At 39.8% G+C, this 16,115-nt stretch carries 15 protein-coding genes; 9 read left to right on the top strand and 6 right to left on the bottom strand.

The genetic code is table 11. The features are described from left to right. Positions 1–265 precede the first annotated feature (265 nt). A complete protein-coding gene (gene desB / locus BCM40_RS08485; protein WP_065526303.1) occupies positions 266–1,333 on the top strand; it encodes a Delta(10) desaturase DesB in 1,068 nt (355 codons plus the stop codon). A 162-nt stretch (positions 1,334–1,495) separates the two neighbouring features. Here desB and BCM40_RS08480 read toward each other — a convergent pair whose 3' ends face one another. Then, positions 1,496–1,684 carry a hypothetical protein gene (locus BCM40_RS08480; protein WP_065526304.1) on the bottom strand — a complete coding sequence of 63 codons (189 nt, stop codon included), beginning with the start codon at positions 1,682–1,684 and terminating at the stop codon, positions 1,496–1,498. 118 nt (positions 1,685–1,802) lie between these two features. Between BCM40_RS08480 and BCM40_RS08475 the strand changes: the two genes are divergently transcribed. The 6 genes from BCM40_RS08475 to BCM40_RS08450 all read left to right on the top strand — a co-directional run bounded on the left by BCM40_RS08475 (position 1,803) and on the right by BCM40_RS08450 (position 7,393). Further along, positions 1,803–2,255 carry an SRPBCC family protein gene (locus BCM40_RS08475; protein ID WP_065526305.1) on the top strand — a complete coding sequence of 151 codons (453 nt, stop codon included), beginning with the start codon at positions 1,803–1,805 and terminating at the stop codon, positions 2,253–2,255. Between the two features lie 16 nt (positions 2,256–2,271). Then, positions 2,272–2,721: an SRPBCC family protein gene (locus BCM40_RS08470; protein WP_065526306.1), complete on the top strand. Its 450-nt coding sequence runs from the start codon at positions 2,272–2,274 to the stop codon at positions 2,719–2,721. Beyond that, positions 2,718–3,224, top strand: a complete 507-nt coding sequence (locus BCM40_RS08465; protein ID WP_065526307.1) for a P-loop NTPase family protein — start codon at positions 2,718–2,720, stop codon at positions 3,222–3,224. Before BCM40_RS08470 ends, BCM40_RS08465 begins: the two co-directional genes overlap by 4 nt. A gap of 189 nt (positions 3,225–3,413) precedes the next feature. Continuing rightward, positions 3,414–4,676 (top strand): MBL fold metallo-hydrolase, encoded by a 1,263-nt coding sequence (locus tag BCM40_RS08460; RefSeq protein WP_065526308.1) that lies wholly within the window; start codon positions 3,414–3,416, stop codon positions 4,674–4,676. 78 nt (positions 4,677–4,754) lie between these two features. After that, positions 4,755–6,758, top strand: a complete 2,004-nt coding sequence (locus BCM40_RS08455; RefSeq protein WP_065526309.1) for an ABC1 kinase family protein — start codon at positions 4,755–4,757, stop codon at positions 6,756–6,758. A 155-nt stretch (positions 6,759–6,913) separates the two neighbouring features. Further along, entirely contained in the window at positions 6,914–7,393 is a 480-nt protein-coding gene (locus BCM40_RS08450; RefSeq protein ID WP_065526310.1) for a hypothetical protein, read from the top strand. 440 nt (positions 7,394–7,833) lie between these two features. On the opposite strand, the gene BCM40_RS08445 is transcribed toward BCM40_RS08450, so the two are convergent. Further along, positions 7,834–8,220, bottom strand: coding sequence for a VOC family protein (locus BCM40_RS08445; protein WP_065526311.1), 387 nt, complete (start codon positions 8,218–8,220; stop codon positions 7,834–7,836). 236 nt (positions 8,221–8,456) lie between these two features. Here BCM40_RS08445 and BCM40_RS08440 point away from each other — a divergent pair, with 236 nt between their 5' ends. Both BCM40_RS08440 and BCM40_RS08435 read left to right on the top strand, forming a co-directional pair. Beyond that, on the top strand, positions 8,457–9,257 hold the full coding sequence (locus BCM40_RS08440; protein WP_065526312.1) for an AraC family transcriptional regulator: 801 nt from the start codon (positions 8,457–8,459) through the stop codon (positions 9,255–9,257). A 141-nt stretch (positions 9,258–9,398) separates the two neighbouring features. Beyond that, on the top strand, positions 9,399–11,489 hold the full coding sequence (locus tag BCM40_RS08435) for a sensor domain-containing protein (RefSeq protein ID WP_065526313.1): 2,091 nt from the start codon (positions 9,399–9,401) through the stop codon (positions 11,487–11,489). A 51-nt stretch (positions 11,490–11,540) separates the two neighbouring features. Here the strand turns inward: BCM40_RS08435 and BCM40_RS08430 are convergent, their stop codons facing one another. The 4 genes from BCM40_RS08430 to BCM40_RS08415 form a co-directional block, all read right to left on the bottom strand. After that, positions 11,541–13,142, bottom strand: coding sequence for a pyruvate oxidase (locus tag BCM40_RS08430; RefSeq protein ID WP_065526314.1), 1,602 nt, complete (start codon positions 13,140–13,142; stop codon positions 11,541–11,543). 178 nt (positions 13,143–13,320) lie between these two features. Then, on the bottom strand, positions 13,321–14,529 hold the full coding sequence (locus tag BCM40_RS08425; RefSeq protein ID WP_065526315.1) for a Bcr/CflA family efflux MFS transporter: 1,209 nt from the start codon (positions 14,527–14,529) through the stop codon (positions 13,321–13,323). Positions 14,530–14,772: 243 nt separating this feature from the next. Next, a complete protein-coding gene (locus tag BCM40_RS08420; protein ID WP_065526316.1) occupies positions 14,773–15,234 on the bottom strand; it encodes an NUDIX domain-containing protein in 462 nt (153 codons plus the stop codon). 60 nt (positions 15,235–15,294) lie between these two features. After that, positions 15,295–16,050 carry a kanamycin nucleotidyltransferase C-terminal domain-containing protein gene (locus BCM40_RS08415; protein ID WP_238323777.1) on the bottom strand — a complete coding sequence of 252 codons (756 nt, stop codon included), beginning with the start codon at positions 16,048–16,050 and terminating at the stop codon, positions 15,295–15,297. Between the last annotated feature and the right edge of the window lie 65 nt (positions 16,051–16,115).

The following is a 16,115-nucleotide window of genomic DNA, read 5'->3' as shown; positions in this document are numbered from 1 at the left end:
GTGTAATAGAAGTGCAAAAGGCAATGAAGATTTCCTTAACCACATTATAACGAGCACTTAATAAAGAAAAAGGGATGAAATCATTATGAATTTAAACACTTAACCTTTATAGTGAAGCAGGGAGTGGAACTTTAAATAAAACGAGTATCTTTAGTTTGGTTGATTTGTGCGCAAAACCTGTACCATCTGCTGGCGTACAGCGAATTTTAATCGTACCAAATTGTTAGAAAATAAGCAGTACTTGTATATTAATTGGAGGAAAAATATGAATAAAGAATTTCACTCATTTGGCTGGTATGCGTCTAAAGTATCGCCGCATCTGCCCAAAAAAGCATTTAAACCGGTTCCAGGACGTTTACTTGGTGGTCTAGCTTATTTAATTATTTCAATCGCAGGAATGTTTGCTATTGGAATATATGATCTACCCTTTCTTGCGAACATAGCACTTTCATTTGTAATTGGCACAAGTTTTGCCGCAATGGGATTCTTGGGACATGAAATCTTACATGGGACGGTAGTGAAAAAAGCTAAATTGCGCAATTTACTCGGTGCAGTTTTCTTTTTCCCTCTTCTTACTGGACCACTACTATGGCGTAAGTGGCATAACATGACCCATCATGTTCATACTCAAAATGAAGAGAAGGATCCTGATACGTGGTTGTCAAAAGAAGATTTAGACAAAAAGCCTGCATTGAAAATTATCTATCGATTACCATTTTCAGTTCGTGCATTTCTAGAGTTTTTCGCTTTGTGTTTTACATTCACATTGCACTCGACTAAAATCTTTTTCGCTTATATTAAGGAATTTAAGCCTGAAAAACGTGGGACAGTTTGGATTCAGTTTTTATTGCCGTGGGTAGCTTGGTTAGGTTTGATTTTCTTTGTAGGAATAATAAACTGGTTATTTATATTTCTAATCCCCCATTTAATTGCGAATGCCATTGTAATGGGATATATTTCGACTAATCATCGGTTGAATCCACTTGTTCCAGTGAATGACCCACTAGCAAACACCTTATCGGTAACGGTTCCTCGATGGATCGACGTGTTACATTTTAATTTTTCTTATCACACAGAGCATCATATATTTCCAAGTATGAGCTCGAAGTATTATCCTTTAGTAAAAGATCTTATAAAGGACAGCTGGCCAAGTCGCTATCATGAGATGCCAATGTCGAGTGCTTTAATAGCATTATGGAAGACTCCGAGAGTTTATTACAATGGGAAAGATTTAATTGATCCTCAGGCACAGTTGTTATATGGATCTCTTGGGAACGGTCTAAATCCCGAAGCAATTGAGCCGCGGCCGATAAATAACAGCGATACAAACTAGAGAATAAAACAAGCATAAAATTCTAAAGGGCGTATCTTGATAAAAGATACGCTTTTTTCACGAATGGCAGCATATTCTACTGATGAAACGGAAATCCAATAAAAACGAGCCCTCTAAGTGAATCATTCATAGGAGGGCTCGTTTTATACTATTCGTTTCCGTTTATTTGTTTTTAGCAGGTGATTTGTCTTTATCCATTCGGTATATGTAGACAGTTAACGCAGCCATAAATAAAGCCGAATTAAACCAAAATACAAGATCTCCAAGCACTCCGTCAAAAATCAGCGCATTTGCTGCAAGAATGGCTTGCATGGCCAAGATAAATAACAACATTATAGTTGCAGTTTTCATTCGCTCACTCCGTTCCATCCCTTATTATAAAGAGGAGCGAGATTAATACAAGCGACGTGAATGTTCTGATCGCGCATGAGATACTACTAACAAGTACAGATTCTGAGGAGGCCACCAAATGGTTAAATGGAAAGAAGAAATGACGATTGACGCGAATATCGAAAAAGTATGGCGTTTATTCAAAGACGAAAACATTAAACAAGTGATGCCGAAAATTGAAGAACACATTTTACTTGAAAACAATAACAATGAACTGGGTGCCAAACACGCCCAAAGTTATCACGAAGGCGGGCAGCTGCAAACGTATATTGTGGAGACTGTAGGTTATGAAGATTTGCCAGACAAAAAGCTAAAACAAACTCAGTTTGAAATGGGACAAAGTTTTGATGTGTTTTATTCGTTTACGTTAATTAAAGAAAATGAAAACCAAACAAAGTTTATTTACGAAGGATTTAATAAAGGAAAAGGATTAATGGGAAAAGCGATGTTATTGTCGGGAAGTAAAAAAACACGTAAGCAAACCGTCACGACGTTTATGGAACGCGTAAGAGACGAAGCGTTGAAAAAATAAAAGGGGCGTGGAGGCAATGGTCGAGTGGAGTGAGCAGCAACTTATCAACGCACCCATCGAAAAAGTATGGGCATTGTTTTCAGACGAACACCTGCAAACCATCATGCCACAACTTGAAAAGCATCAATTAATCGAAGGACAGCCTAATCAAGTAGGTTCAAAGTACGTGCAACAAAACCGCATTAAAGGCCGTGCGGTGAGTTATATCATGGAAGTGACCGCGTATGAAGATTTGCCGGACTACAAAAGAAAAGACCTGTATTTTGTCCCTGCGGGTTTGTTTCACATTGCATTAAGTTTTGTGTTAAAGCGTGTAGAAAGTGAGCAAACATTATTTGTTTATCGTGGATCAAATCGAGGGGCAAACATGATTGGGCGAACTTTACTCAAGCTTGACGCGCAAAATAGCAGCAAGCAAGAAGTGGATGAGCTGATCGAACGAGTAAAAAAGGCGGCGGAGTCATGAAGATTTACATACTCGGCTCTGTAGGGAGCGGGAAAACAACGTTAGCGCGGCGGTTGTCGGTGAGTCTAGGTATTCCGCATTTTGAAACGGACAATTTTGTTTGGCAGCGTCAAAAAGAAGGGGACATCCGCAACCCGGAATCTGTGAGAGACGCTCAGTTTTTAGCGGCGCTCGAGCAGCCTAGTTGGATTATAGAAGGCGTACATATTGGTTGGACCGACACGGCGATAAATGCGGCAGACACAGTGATCTTTTTAGATATGCCGTATCACATAAGAACGTTTCGCTTTGTTTTTCGCTACATCAAACAACGAGCGGGGACAGAACAAGCCAATTACAAGCCCAGCTTTAGTATGCTGCGGAAAATGTTCCAGTGGAATCGCTATTTCGAAGACACGATGAAACCGGAATTTTTGGCAAAGCTCGGAGCGACGCCAGGAAAAGTCGTCGTTGTAAACAACCAAAAACAATTGGATAAATTGATAATAGAAACAATAAAATAAAGCATAAATCTATGTTTTCACTTAAATATGTAACAAACTACTTAAGGATTTATCATATAAATTCAAACCCGTCAACAAGAAAAGAAAGAAATGTCAATAGTACAAGCGCTACGCTATAGCAGACACCTCACAAAGTCTGTATCATATTAGAAAAGAAACAAGCTGGTGGACGTTTAGGGAGGACTGGACATGCTAAAAGTTTACGAACATGAACAAGTTGTATGCATAGAAGGAATTTTGGAAGAAACCCGCAGTAAAGTATTTCTCTTTTTAGTAGACGGCATGCTGATTGATACTGGGGCCGAGAAAATGCAAGACGATCTTAAAAAAGAATTAGCCAAATTATCATTCGATCAAGTTGTTTTGACACATCACCATGAAGACCATACGGGAAATGCGGCTTGGATTCAGCAACATTACCAAGTGCCAATTTACATTCATCCCAGTGGACAAGAAATTACGGATAGGCACGGCATATATCCAGCTTATCGGCAACTCACATGGGGAAATCGTGACGCTTTTCTTACACAAGCGCTGAGTGACCGGATAAATTCGCGCACACTTGAATGGCAAGTGATCCATACACCGGGTCATGCAAATGATCATGTCGCGTTGTTTCATCCGGAATCGGGCCGCTTGTTTACTGGCGACTTGTTTGTGACACCGAAAACACGTGTCGTGATGAAAGGCGAGTCGATTTCGCGCATTAAAACATCTTTGCGTAAATTATTGACCTTGCCGTTCGAATCTGTATTTTGCAGTCACGCTGGCTATCTTGAAAACGGACGTGCGTTATTAGAAGAAAAGCTAACTTATTTAGAGAGCCTACAAGAAAAAATACTTCAACTTTTCAAGGATGGAGAAACTCCAAGCGACATTCATCTTCAGCTTTTCCCCAAAACATATCCAATCGTTCGATTTTCTAACGGGGAATGGGATTCTCTTCATATCGTTACTTCTACGATAGCTGAGTACGACGAAAAAAAGAGTCGACATTTGCGTCCTAGAGCGAATACGTTAGGAATTTTGAGAAAAGGGCAATCTGTTTTGTTGGAACAACAATTTGCGCGTCATTCATTAGGAGAAGGTCCATTTTATCGTCCAATTGGAGGAACCACTGAACTGGGTGAGCCATCTGCTAAAACAGTAGCAAGAGAATTTAAAGAAGAAATCGGTGCGGATATTAAGATCGTTCAGTACGTGGACGTGATAGAAAATATTTACACGCTAAAAAATCAAGTTTTTCACGAAATTTCGTTGGTTTATGAAGTGGAATTTGAACAACAGGCGCTTTATGACCAAGATACTTTTGACGTTTTTGAAGATGGTAAAATGACAAAAGCAAGATGGGTGTCACTTGAAGAGTTAGAACAACGTGACACTGTTCTGTATCCAACAGGCTTGCTCGATTTACTTAAGAAACTGCCAAGTCCAGTTGCTAATAAGCTGTAGAGATTTACTAAACAGTTGTTCGGCGATATCTATACTAGGTTCGTAACAAAGCTTAGCAATGAAAGGAGAATCGCTTCTATGATTTATTTCATTATGCTGCTGGAATTATTGGTCATTGGATTATTTATCTATTATGTAAGTGGTCGATTAATGGGTTCAAAAGTCAATTTTACGAAGAGAATTCTTTCTGTGTTGTTAGGTGTTAGTTTGACGACGTTTGTTTATTGGTATTCGTATTTGCGTCATACGGACTTTTTAAGCGAAGGAATTGGGTTTGCCGTCGCTGACGCTAGTGCGATTATTTGGGTGGGCAGTATGCTGCTCATTTCCATGCTGTTTTACTTGTTTTTCGAGTTGTTTGACCCGATGGAAATTGGCGAACGCGGAGAACGGATTACGGGACAAAAATTTATCTTCCAACGGTTGAGACATCGTTGGCGCCGGCAAAAACGATTGAGTCAAGTGTTGGAAATCGCCGTTAAAAATGGATTTTCGCAGACGATACGTTATGCACGTCACCGGGAAAGCAACCGCGATTTCGCCATTGCTTTTCGCGATACATTAGAACAAAGTGGTGGCATTTTTATCAAATTCGGCCAAGTGTTATCTACACGGACCGAGTTGTTTTCACCAGTATTTATCGAAGAACTAGCAACATTGCAACAAGACGTGAAACCGTTAACGAGTGAGCAAGTAACCGCCATTTTAAAGAAATCACTAGCTGCCGGAGTCGAAGATGTGTTTTCGGAATTTGATATGGACCCACTAGCTGCCGGATCAATCGGCCAAGTTCATCAAGCAGTATTGAAATCGACGCAAGAAAAAGTAGTCGTCAAGCTACTACGCTCTGAAGTAAAAGGCGTCATGCGCAACGATTTGGATATTTTGGTTGAGTTTGCCGAATGGGTAACGAGTAAATCCACATGGGCTGAAAACATTGGTTTTCGTGAGTTAGCAATTGGCTTTGCGAACGGATTGCGTGAAGAAATCAATTTTGAAATTGAAACGCGCAATACCATTCAAGTCGCAAATGCGTTAAGAAAAAGTGATTATCCGGTGAAAATTCCGCATATATATCAGGAGTATTGCAACGATAATTTAATCGTCATGCAGTATTTTAAAGGCAAAAGTATTTCGCGTGGGCAAGCTGTTTTTGATCAGTTTGGAATCGATCAAAAAGAATTTGGTCGGACGGTGTTGTTTTCGTTTTTTGAGCAAATGCTGTTTTCAGGTATTTTTCATGCGGATCCGCATCCTGGTAATATTTTTATTGATGAACAAGATGGCAAACCCATCTTACTCGATTTTGGGGCTGTTGGGCGTCTCGCAGCGCAACAGCAAGACGGACTAAACCTCTTTATCATCGGTGTTCAACAAAACGACGCAGAAGTTATTTGTGACGCGATTAATGTACTAGTAGAAGACAATAGCCATATTGATCGTCAAAAACTTGAACAATCAGTCGGTCAATTGCTGCTGAAAATTGCCTATGTCGATAAAATTCAAACGGAAGAACTGATTCATGCGATGTTTGATATTGTTCGTGAATTCGGGTTATCGTTTTATCCTTCAGTCGGAATGGCACTTCGGTCTTTAATCAGCCTGGACGGCACTTTACACACGATAGACCCGAAATTTGATATGTTTACCGAAGCTAAAGTGTTTGCGAAAAAATACAAAACGGCTGTCTTGAAAAAACCCTTTAAAGAACCACGCGAAACAAAACAAAAAGTAGAAGAAGAATTAGCTTTATTAATCCCAGAACTGATGAAATTGCCGAAACGCGCCGATCAACTGATTCAGCGCATTGAAGGCGGCAAAATGATTCTCCATCATGATGTCTTTTCGGATAAACATAATGCCAATTTTATCTTGCAACTGTTCTCGCGGTTTGTGTTATTGTTCTCAGGAATCACATTTGGACTGATTTCAGCGGCATTGCTGGCCATCGCGCAATTTATCAATAATGCTTACGCTGTTTACTTGAATACAGCCGCTTATACAGGACTGTTTCTTTGTGTCATATTGCTTGTTCGATTGTCGATTCAAGCGATACGTGATATGAAACGCAGCAATACGTAAGAAAACCTGCATCCTTTAGAGGGTGTGGGTTTTTTCTTTATTGTTAGTTGATTTTTATCAGAAGGTTTTTTCCTTATTATGGATTAAATTGGTACAATTAAAACTTAGCAGATGATATGCTTTAACTATAAATACGATAAAAGGTGGCATTTGTATTGTTAAAGAAAATAGTTATTGGAGTTCCGTTCATTATTCTCATTGGTCTAATTCTTATCATCTTAAAAGTTAATGTAGGAGATTCAAATATAATTGTAATTAAAGAAACAAAAGAAGACGTTGCTAAGGAAAACGAAATGTGGAAAAAGGAAAATCTATCAGCAGATTCGTCTGAAATAGTAGCAGAAGGTCCAATCCAGTTAATTTATAAAAGCTGGAGTCGTTTGAGTGAAAAAGAAAAACTTAATGTGTCGAGTTCTTCAAAGAGCGAAGAGATTTTATCCTCAGTAGATCCAACTACAATAGGAATAATTCCTGAAATAATAGACTCAACCTATTATCAACTTCAAACACTTCGAGAGACAGCAAATCGTTTAACGAGTAACGAAGAATTATCAGAAGAAAAACGAATCGTTTTGACGAACGAATTTGAAACTCAGTTGAATAGTTTGTATGTAGATAGTTTAGATTTAAATTAAAACAAAAAAACTGCAGCCTAAGTAAAGGTGCAGTTTTTTTGTTGTTGTAATTTAAAGATGAAGAGACACCTAAGTTGCTTAGAAAAGAATTGAAGTAAGAGAAGAGGCCAACATAAAAAGCGCTCTTTTTCATAAATTTAATTTAAGTAGACATAATATAAATTATCGGAAGTGGTGTTTCACTCAATAAGTATACTTAAGACAGTGAGACAAAAACGATTTTTACGCATTTTTACGTCATTTTAAGCTAAATTCTATGATTCGCTATCTGTGTGTTGTTTTCTATGAATTGCTGTTACTAATTTTAGTTTCGCTCAGCAAATTTAGTTACGGAAGAATTTTTGCATCTAAAAAATTCTTCCGTAAAATTTACTTTTAAACATCGTGCAACTTAAATACAAATAATCACGGTCACAGATTGCTAACAAATTTTCCTTAAACTACATCACTAGCAAATTCCACCGATGTCCATCCAAATCCGTAAATCCTGCGCCGTACAATCCATTTCGTTCTGTCGGCTCACCAAACACAAATCCACCTGCTTGTTTCACTTTTCCGATCGTCTCATCAAGTTCTTGTTTAGTTTCCAATGAGATAGAAAACAATACTTCTGTCGACGCGTTTGTGTCTGCTAAATCGTTTTGTGTAAACCTCTTAAATTGCTCATCTGGAAATAACATAATTTGTACTTGTGGATTACCAACTACTAAACCCACCATTTGATCTATCTCATGACGGTTTTCCATAATCAGTATGCCAATTGCGCTAAAAAACTGCTTTGAACGAGTTAAATCGTGAACAGGTAGATTTATCCATAACTGTTTCATCCAGCTCCACCTTCTTTCTTTTTTAAAATGGGTTTACCTTTATTTTAAGTTAATTATCAGAATATTCATATGTGTAATAACAGGTAATGGTGTGATCTATATTAAATGCCCGTATTTTAGGTATTTCCTATTAATTCTTGTATTACTTATTGAATTTATCTATAAAATTACCGGTATTATACAGATTTTTTTATTGATTCTTGCTAAACTAAAAGAAAAAGAAATGAGCGTTTTATATGTCACTAGCCACGGATTCTATCTTATTTCATAGCATTCAACCTTTTTCAGTACCATTCGGAACGTCAAAGCATCACCCACTCCACTGTCATGCCGATGCAGTGGAATTGCTTTTAGTATTATCCGGAACAGTTCAATGTAAAATTGACGACCAAGTTCATACAGCCTCTGCAGGAACGGTTCTTTTTATCCAGCCAGGATCTTGGCATGAACAACTGTATCCTTCGTCTGACAAGCATCATGGGTATCGACTGACTTTTTGTCCAGTAAACTCTACAAATTATACTGAGTTCCCCTCCGTGATTCCGATTGATTCACTAGACAACTTAAAAACGCTTTTTATGCATTTGCAACAAGAAAAACAGTTTCCACGTACTGATTCTAAACAAATGACTCATCATGTGATCAACTCGATTTTATTACATGTTTTCCGTGCTGCGAATCAACAAGAATCATCCAACTACCCCAACTTGGAAGAAACCATTCAAGATGTAAAGCATTATATGGAGGAAAACCACTCGAAGTCACTAACTTTAGAAGAACTTGCTACTCGATTTAAACTCAATAAATACCAATTCGCACGCCATTTTAAAGAGATTACCGGCATGAGTCCACTCCAGTACATTATCACGTGCCGCATTAATACCGCTAAACACTTATTGCGCACAAGCGATAAGTCCGTCTCTAAAATTGCCAGCAAAACCGGCTATAAAAGCGATACACAATTTCAAGCAGCATTTAAGAAAGCGGCTGGGCTTACTCCTAGGCAATACCGACTTCGCCACAAACAAAACAGTTAATGTTGAAAAAGAATTTGTTAAATTTAAATTTAAATGGCATTAGTTTGAATATTACTTTAATATACGTTACATAGATGCATTTAGATGTACGATGTTCCAAGAAGATAGCAGAAAATTTTTGATGGCAAGGAGATCAGATTTGTGAAGAATGACAACAACACCAGCAGCTCCAAACATAAAAAATCAGCTCTATCAGATGACTTGCTATATGAGGATTTGTTTGATGACATAGTGCAACAAATCCCAATCAGTCTGTATGTACTAAATGGCTCGTCTTATTCATATGTTAACGAGCATTTCTGCAGATTAGTAGGCTATACGCAAAAGGACATTTTAAATGGCACGATTACGTTAGAAAACTTAATTCACCCTGAAGACTTACCCATTATTCAAAAACGAATCTTGTCTGATTATGACGTTCACCAGGCTTTTGCGCGGTATCGCGTCAGAGTATACAGAAGTGATGGAGAATTGCTTCACGTTGAAATCCATTCCACTAAAAAGAAATGGCAAGGGAAAAATGTGTTGTTCGGAACTGTGATCGACATTACAGCTGAAGTTATAGCGGACCTAAAATTAAAAGAAAAAGAAGAACGGCTTAATTCATTCTTTACGTACAACCCAGACGCGATATTCACATTTGATATGGAAGGGAATTTTCAAACAGCCAACCAAGGATGCGAAACGATTTCTGGTTACACCATCGAAGAAATCCTTCAATTGTCTTTTACGCCTTTTATCGTTTCGGAAGATTTGCCAAAAGCCTTTTTTCACTTTCACAACGCCTTAAATGGCAATGCGAGCACATACGAAATTAGAATCATTCGAAAAGATGGAGAAATGCGAACTTTATTAGCCACGAATTTCCCGATGAAATCAGGTGGCAACATCGTTGGGGCTTATGGAATGGCTAAAGACATTACTGTGGAAACAGACTATAAAAAACTAATGGAAGGAATGGTGTTTTTCGATCCCCTTACCCGTTTGCCAAACCGGACATTATTTGAAGATCATGTCAAGCAAGCGATTGAAAATAACGAACCTCAACTTGCCATTATGTTCTTAAATTTAGATCGTTTCAAATTGATCAATGATTCGTTTGGCCATCAGTTTGGTGATGAGTATTTAAAAGATATTTCTTCCCGACTGTCCGATAACATGGATGCCAATGGTACAGTTGGTCGATTTGCCGGAGATGAATTTGCGGTTCTCTTAAAAGGGCTGGACCAACACCAAATTTTCCAATTAGCGGAGCGATTCAATGACGCATTAGCCAAACCTTTTGAAGCGTTAGGCCATTCTGTTTCCATCACGGCCAGTATCGGTATAGCCTTTAGCGATGGACCTGATGAAAGTGTAGAGGGATTGATCAAGAAAGCGGATTCTGCGATGAACTATACGAAAAAGCATAAAATCGCACAGTATACGGTTTATTCCGAAGAACTGGATCAACAGTCAGCTTATCGACTGACCATTGAAAGAGAATTAAAATCAGCTCTGGCTAAACAGGAAATGATGCTTCATTATCAACCCATTATCGATTTGAAAACGAATCGTTTGAGCGCGATGGAAGCACTTATCCGCTGGAACCACCCAGAACTCGGATTTGTCCCTCCAGATTCCTTTATTCCGATATCTGAAGAAACGGGTCAAATCGTATCATTGGGTCGGTGGGTTCTTTATACAGCATGCGCACAAAATAAAGCGTGGCAAGACCAAGGTCACCCGCCGATAAAAATCTGCGTCAACATTTCGACGATTCAGTTGCAACAACTCGATTTTGTTCAAACCGTGATCGAGATTCTGGAAGAAACCGGACTAGACGCCAAATGGCTGGAACTCGAAGTGACAGAAAGCATTTTGCTAGTCGATACGGAACTCTTAAAATGCAGTTTACAACAGTTAAAAAAACTGGGTGTGTCGATGTCGATTGACGATTTTGGAACAGGTTTTACGTCTCTTAGTTATTTACGGCAATTTTCATTTGACCGCATCAAGATTGATCGCAGTTTTGTCGGGGACATTAGCAATGACTTAAACGGTAAAGCCATTACAGCCACCATCATTTTATTGGCACATACCTTAAATATGACGGTCGTTGCAGAAGGCATCGAAGACAATACGCAATTAGCCTTTTTACAAGACCAAAATTGCAACGAAGGACAAGGGTATTATTTTGGTCGTCCTTTGCCTGCAGAGTTGCACGATTTGACCACCTTATATGTAAAATAACCAAATTAAAAAAGCGGACGATTTTTTCGTTCCGCTTTTTTAAATTTGGATTTAAGAAGGTGGTGTGCTGTCTTCTACAAACACATCGATAACCACCGGTTTTTGGCTCATATTCGCTTTTGTCAGTGCTTGTCTCAGCTCACTCCTGTTTTTAGCGGTATACCCTTCTCCACCGCATGCACGAGCAAAGACGGCAAAGTCGATATTTGTTAAGTCGACTTGGGTAGCCTTGTTGCCCATTTCTTGTTGTTCGTGTTCAATCAATTGGAGTTTTTGGTTATTAAAAACAACGAGAATCATCGGTAAGTCGTATTTAACAGCCGTGACAAAGTCTTGCATGCCCATTGAAAAACCGCCATCCCCGAGTATAGCTACAACTTGTTTGTCGGGATAAGCTAGCTTCCCTGCAATGGCACCCGGAAGGCCGCACCCCATCGTCCCGAGCCACGCCGACAACACGAGTTGTTGATTTTTTAGTTGCAAATAGCGTGCTGTCCATAACGTAATACTGCCGACATCGAGTGAGACAATAGCATCCTCTTGTAAAATACGTTGCACTTCCGCTATGACGTGCTGCGGCTGCAATTGCTGAGTTTCTGTATTCATGTCCTGTTGCAACGTGTCATGCCACTGTTTGCGCTTTTGCTGGTACGGTAAAAGGAAGGCATCTTCTTTTTCTATTAATCTGGCAGTCAACCAAGTAGCAGTGGGTGCCAGTTCACCCACAAGTCCAAGCAACACCGGATAATACTTACCGATAACTTTCGGATCTGTATCAATTTGAATGGCAGCTACATCTGCAGGCAAGTAATCTCGGTATGGAAAAGCAGTACCCGCTAGGATTAGTAAGTCGGTTTCTTGCATAGCTTGTTCAGCCGGATCAGTCCCCAACTTTCCTAATTGACCAAGATTATGTGGATGGTCGTCCGGAATGATGCCTTTCGCTGGAAGAGAAGCTATCAATGGCGCTTTCAGCTTTTCTGCCAATGCCACTACTTCTGCCGTTGCCCCTTTTGCGCCTTTACCGGCCAATATCACGGGTTTTTTTGCGGCATTTAGCAATTTTAATGCACCTTGCAAGTCTTCTTCAGAAGCTCGTATATTCGGTCTAGAAAAAATAGCGGACGTAAATGGTTTTTCGTGTTTGATTTTCGTGCTAAACAAATTACCTGAAACAATCAGCACAGCTGGCCCTTTTTCAGCATAAGCACTACGAATCGCTTGATTTAGCATATCCGGTAGTTGTTCTGCACGCTGAACGGACCGATTATAAACAGCAACTTCCTCAAACAGAGATTCCATTTTAAGCTCTTGAAACGTATCTGTTCCGACCAACTGACTATCAACCTGTCCAATGATGGCTAGCATGGGTGTTTTATCTTTTTGCGCATCGTATAGCCCGTTTAACAGATGAACCGCTCCGGGACCTGCAATAGATAAGCAAACGCCGATGTGTCCCGTCAATTTGGAATAAGCGGCGGCTGCTAAGGCACCGGTTTCTTCGTGCCGAACTTGGATAAAACGAATGCTTTCTTCTTTTCGCAATTCTTCCATCAATTCATTGATCGAGTCTCCGGGCATCCCGTAAATGTGATTTACTTTCCACTCTTTCAGCAATTCAGTGACATAACTCCCTGCTGTTTTGTCGAACATCAATATCCCTCGCTCTCTCCTGTTGACACAAGCTTTTTTGTTCCTTATACCTCGCGTTAGGAAATGGTAAACAAAAAAGACGCTTAAATATAGATGCGCTAGTTAACTGGATATTTTTTAAGCAAACAAAAAAACAAGAACAAGAAGAATTCCTCCCTGTTCTTGTTTTTGATTTACATTATTGTTCGACTTGCTGCCGGTGCCCAGTTAAAGTGAAAAAGGCAATCGTTCCGAGTACAGACGTTCCAAATAAAATAGCGCCCATTGGAATTGCGGAAGTTTCATTGATTCCGACGAGCGGTGACACGAGCGAACCAATAACTAAAGGCAGCATCCCAATAACAGCACTCGCACTCCCTGCTCTATGTCCCTGCCCTTTCATCGCCAACGTGAACGAACTCGTAAAGATCATGCCAATCGCAATCATGTAAATAAAAATCGAAATGACAAGTGATGCGAGAGGTCCTTGGATGATCGTCATGATCAACAAGACAAGCGTAGCGCTCACTGCCACAACGACTGCTCCTTGCAACAAACGATGCTCGGAAACAATGCCACCAAACTTCCCAATGATAAAACTACCAAGAATCATGGCAATGCCGTTAATGCCGAACAAAACACTAAAAGTTTGAGGCGAAACACCGTAAATCTCTTGGTAAACAAAAGGCGTCCCAGCAACATAAGCAAAACTGCCACCGTGAATTATACCGACGACTAATGCATAACCAATATAAGGGCGTTCTTTAAACAAACTGGCCATTGTCCGAACCGAATGTCTGATCGAACTTGGCACACGTTGTTCAGGAGGCAAGGTTTCTGGTAAACGCAATGTCACGATAATCACCATTACAACCCCTAACAAGCCAAGAAAATAAAAAATCGTTTCCCAACCGGCAAACGGCAAAGCTAGTATCGCGCCACCTGCAATCGGTGCCGCCATTGGAGCTACTGCGTTAATCACCATTAACAACGCAAAAAACTTTGTCAATTCGCGTCCAGTAAATACGTCACTAACGACCGCTCTTGATAACACCACACCACCCGATGCGGTAAATCCTTGGACAAAGCGAGCCGCAACTAGTGTTTCAATGTTTGGCGCTACAGCACACATCACGGACGACAGCGCAAACAAAATAACAGAAATTATGAGAGGCTTCCGTCTCCCTACCGCGTCACTAAATGGCCCAACAACGATTTGCCCAGCAGCGAGTCCGATTAAACACGCTGTCAAACTAAGCTGCACTAGTGAGACGTGTGCATCGAGTTCATCAGCGATTGCAGGAAAAGCCGGTAAATACATATCAATATTCAACGGCGCTAAAATGCCGAGCATGCTGAGGATCAATGCGAGACCTAGCCGTTTTCTTCCTTTCGGGTTTTGCATCATATCTTACTAACACCTTTCACTTCTCTATATATCCATCATTACTATACAGCATTTTTATGATTGGTGGCAGTAGCTATTGTGAAGATCTCTACTTCTTTCCCGTGATTAAACTAAAGGTAAGTAATGCTATTTCATGTTTTTGAGTTCGTTCTTTGTTGACTTAGTTGCTTTGTGTTGAATTTGGAAATAAATCCTTAAGTAGATAACTACATTTATAATAAAAAAACGATATCCTATTTTACGTCAGTTAATATCCCCTAAATAGGCAGCGGTTTTTTTATTTTCCGCAAATTGCTGGACTGGCAACCGAATTCCTTTTGGATAAATGCGGTACTCATGTAAGTTTTTGATTGCTACCCACTCCATGCCAATTTGATGAGAATCAGGATTAGATGGAATGGGCATTTCTACCGCTTGAGCATCGATTGTACAAACAAAATAAAATTCAAGTTGATGAACGTCTCGATCGTGTTTATATTCATGATTTTTACCTATGTACTCGCGTATATGTAATAGTTCTCCCACTGTAACTTGGTACCCTATTTCTTCTAAGCATTCTCGCTTAATGGTTTCTACCAATACTTCCCCGTGTTCTTGTCCCCCACCAGGAAACAAATAAAAGATGCCTTCTGCGTCTATATTTTTGGTCAGTAGCACATGACCCTCTTTTTCGATTACCGCTTTTGCAGAATTTCGTATATGCATTTTATAAGCTCCTCCGTTTTGAAATACAACTAAATAAAAAAATATATTCCCGATTTAACACTAAAACGGAAGTTGTTTGAGCCGGTAATCCAATCCCAATGACTCCATCCAATCATTTAACCCTGTCCATAAACCTTCACAAAGCTGGTAAACCATTTCCGTATCCGTCAGCTGTCCATATTTCACGTGGTGCACAATTTCTTTGTAACCAGAAGGCACGGACTCTAACTGTATGGATTCTTCGTAAGTTTTCGCTCTTGTACTGTAGTATGTATGGTTTGCAAGACCGATTAACTTGGCTGTTTCCCACACCAAATCGTTTGCGCCAAGCGGGATGTAGTTGTGGTTGCCGCTATGGTAACTATTACGAATTTTTGCCATGGTCTCGTATGGCTCCCCCACCATGAATTCTTTCATTACACGGTGAGCAGATAAACTCAACCCTTTAAAAGGCAAGCTTTTCACTTGATCAAACAGGTTTGTAGGATCGTATACAGGTAAAACATGGATAAACGCTCCTGCTTTGATCGCCCAAGCATCATCAATCTTTTTGGCTTTCTCAAAAAACGCCTGCTTGTCATGAAAACCGATTTCGATTTTGAACTTATCGTAAACAAATTCAAGATCTTCTAAGCGATGATACTCTTTTGTCACCACATGCATTTCAATATCTGAATACGGTCCCTCTGTCTCTAGCGCTATAGAGCCGTATACGCCGATGGCTAGTAGCTGCTCCCCGTAAGCTGCCAACAACCGTTCTTTTAATACAGCAATCATGTCTACTTTTTCACTTCGAGTAGTAGAATCAGGATACATTAACAATACAACTACCTCCTTACATAACCTCTCGTTCTGTTTACAAACAGTCGAAAGTATTTCCC

The sequence above is a fragment of the Planococcus donghaensis genome, assembly GCF_001687665.2.
Classification (GTDB): Bacteria; Bacillota; Bacilli; order Bacillales_A; family Planococcaceae; genus Planococcus; species Planococcus donghaensis.
The sequence above is the reverse complement of the archived record's forward strand: the minus strand, read 5'-3'. Positions and strand labels throughout refer to the sequence as shown.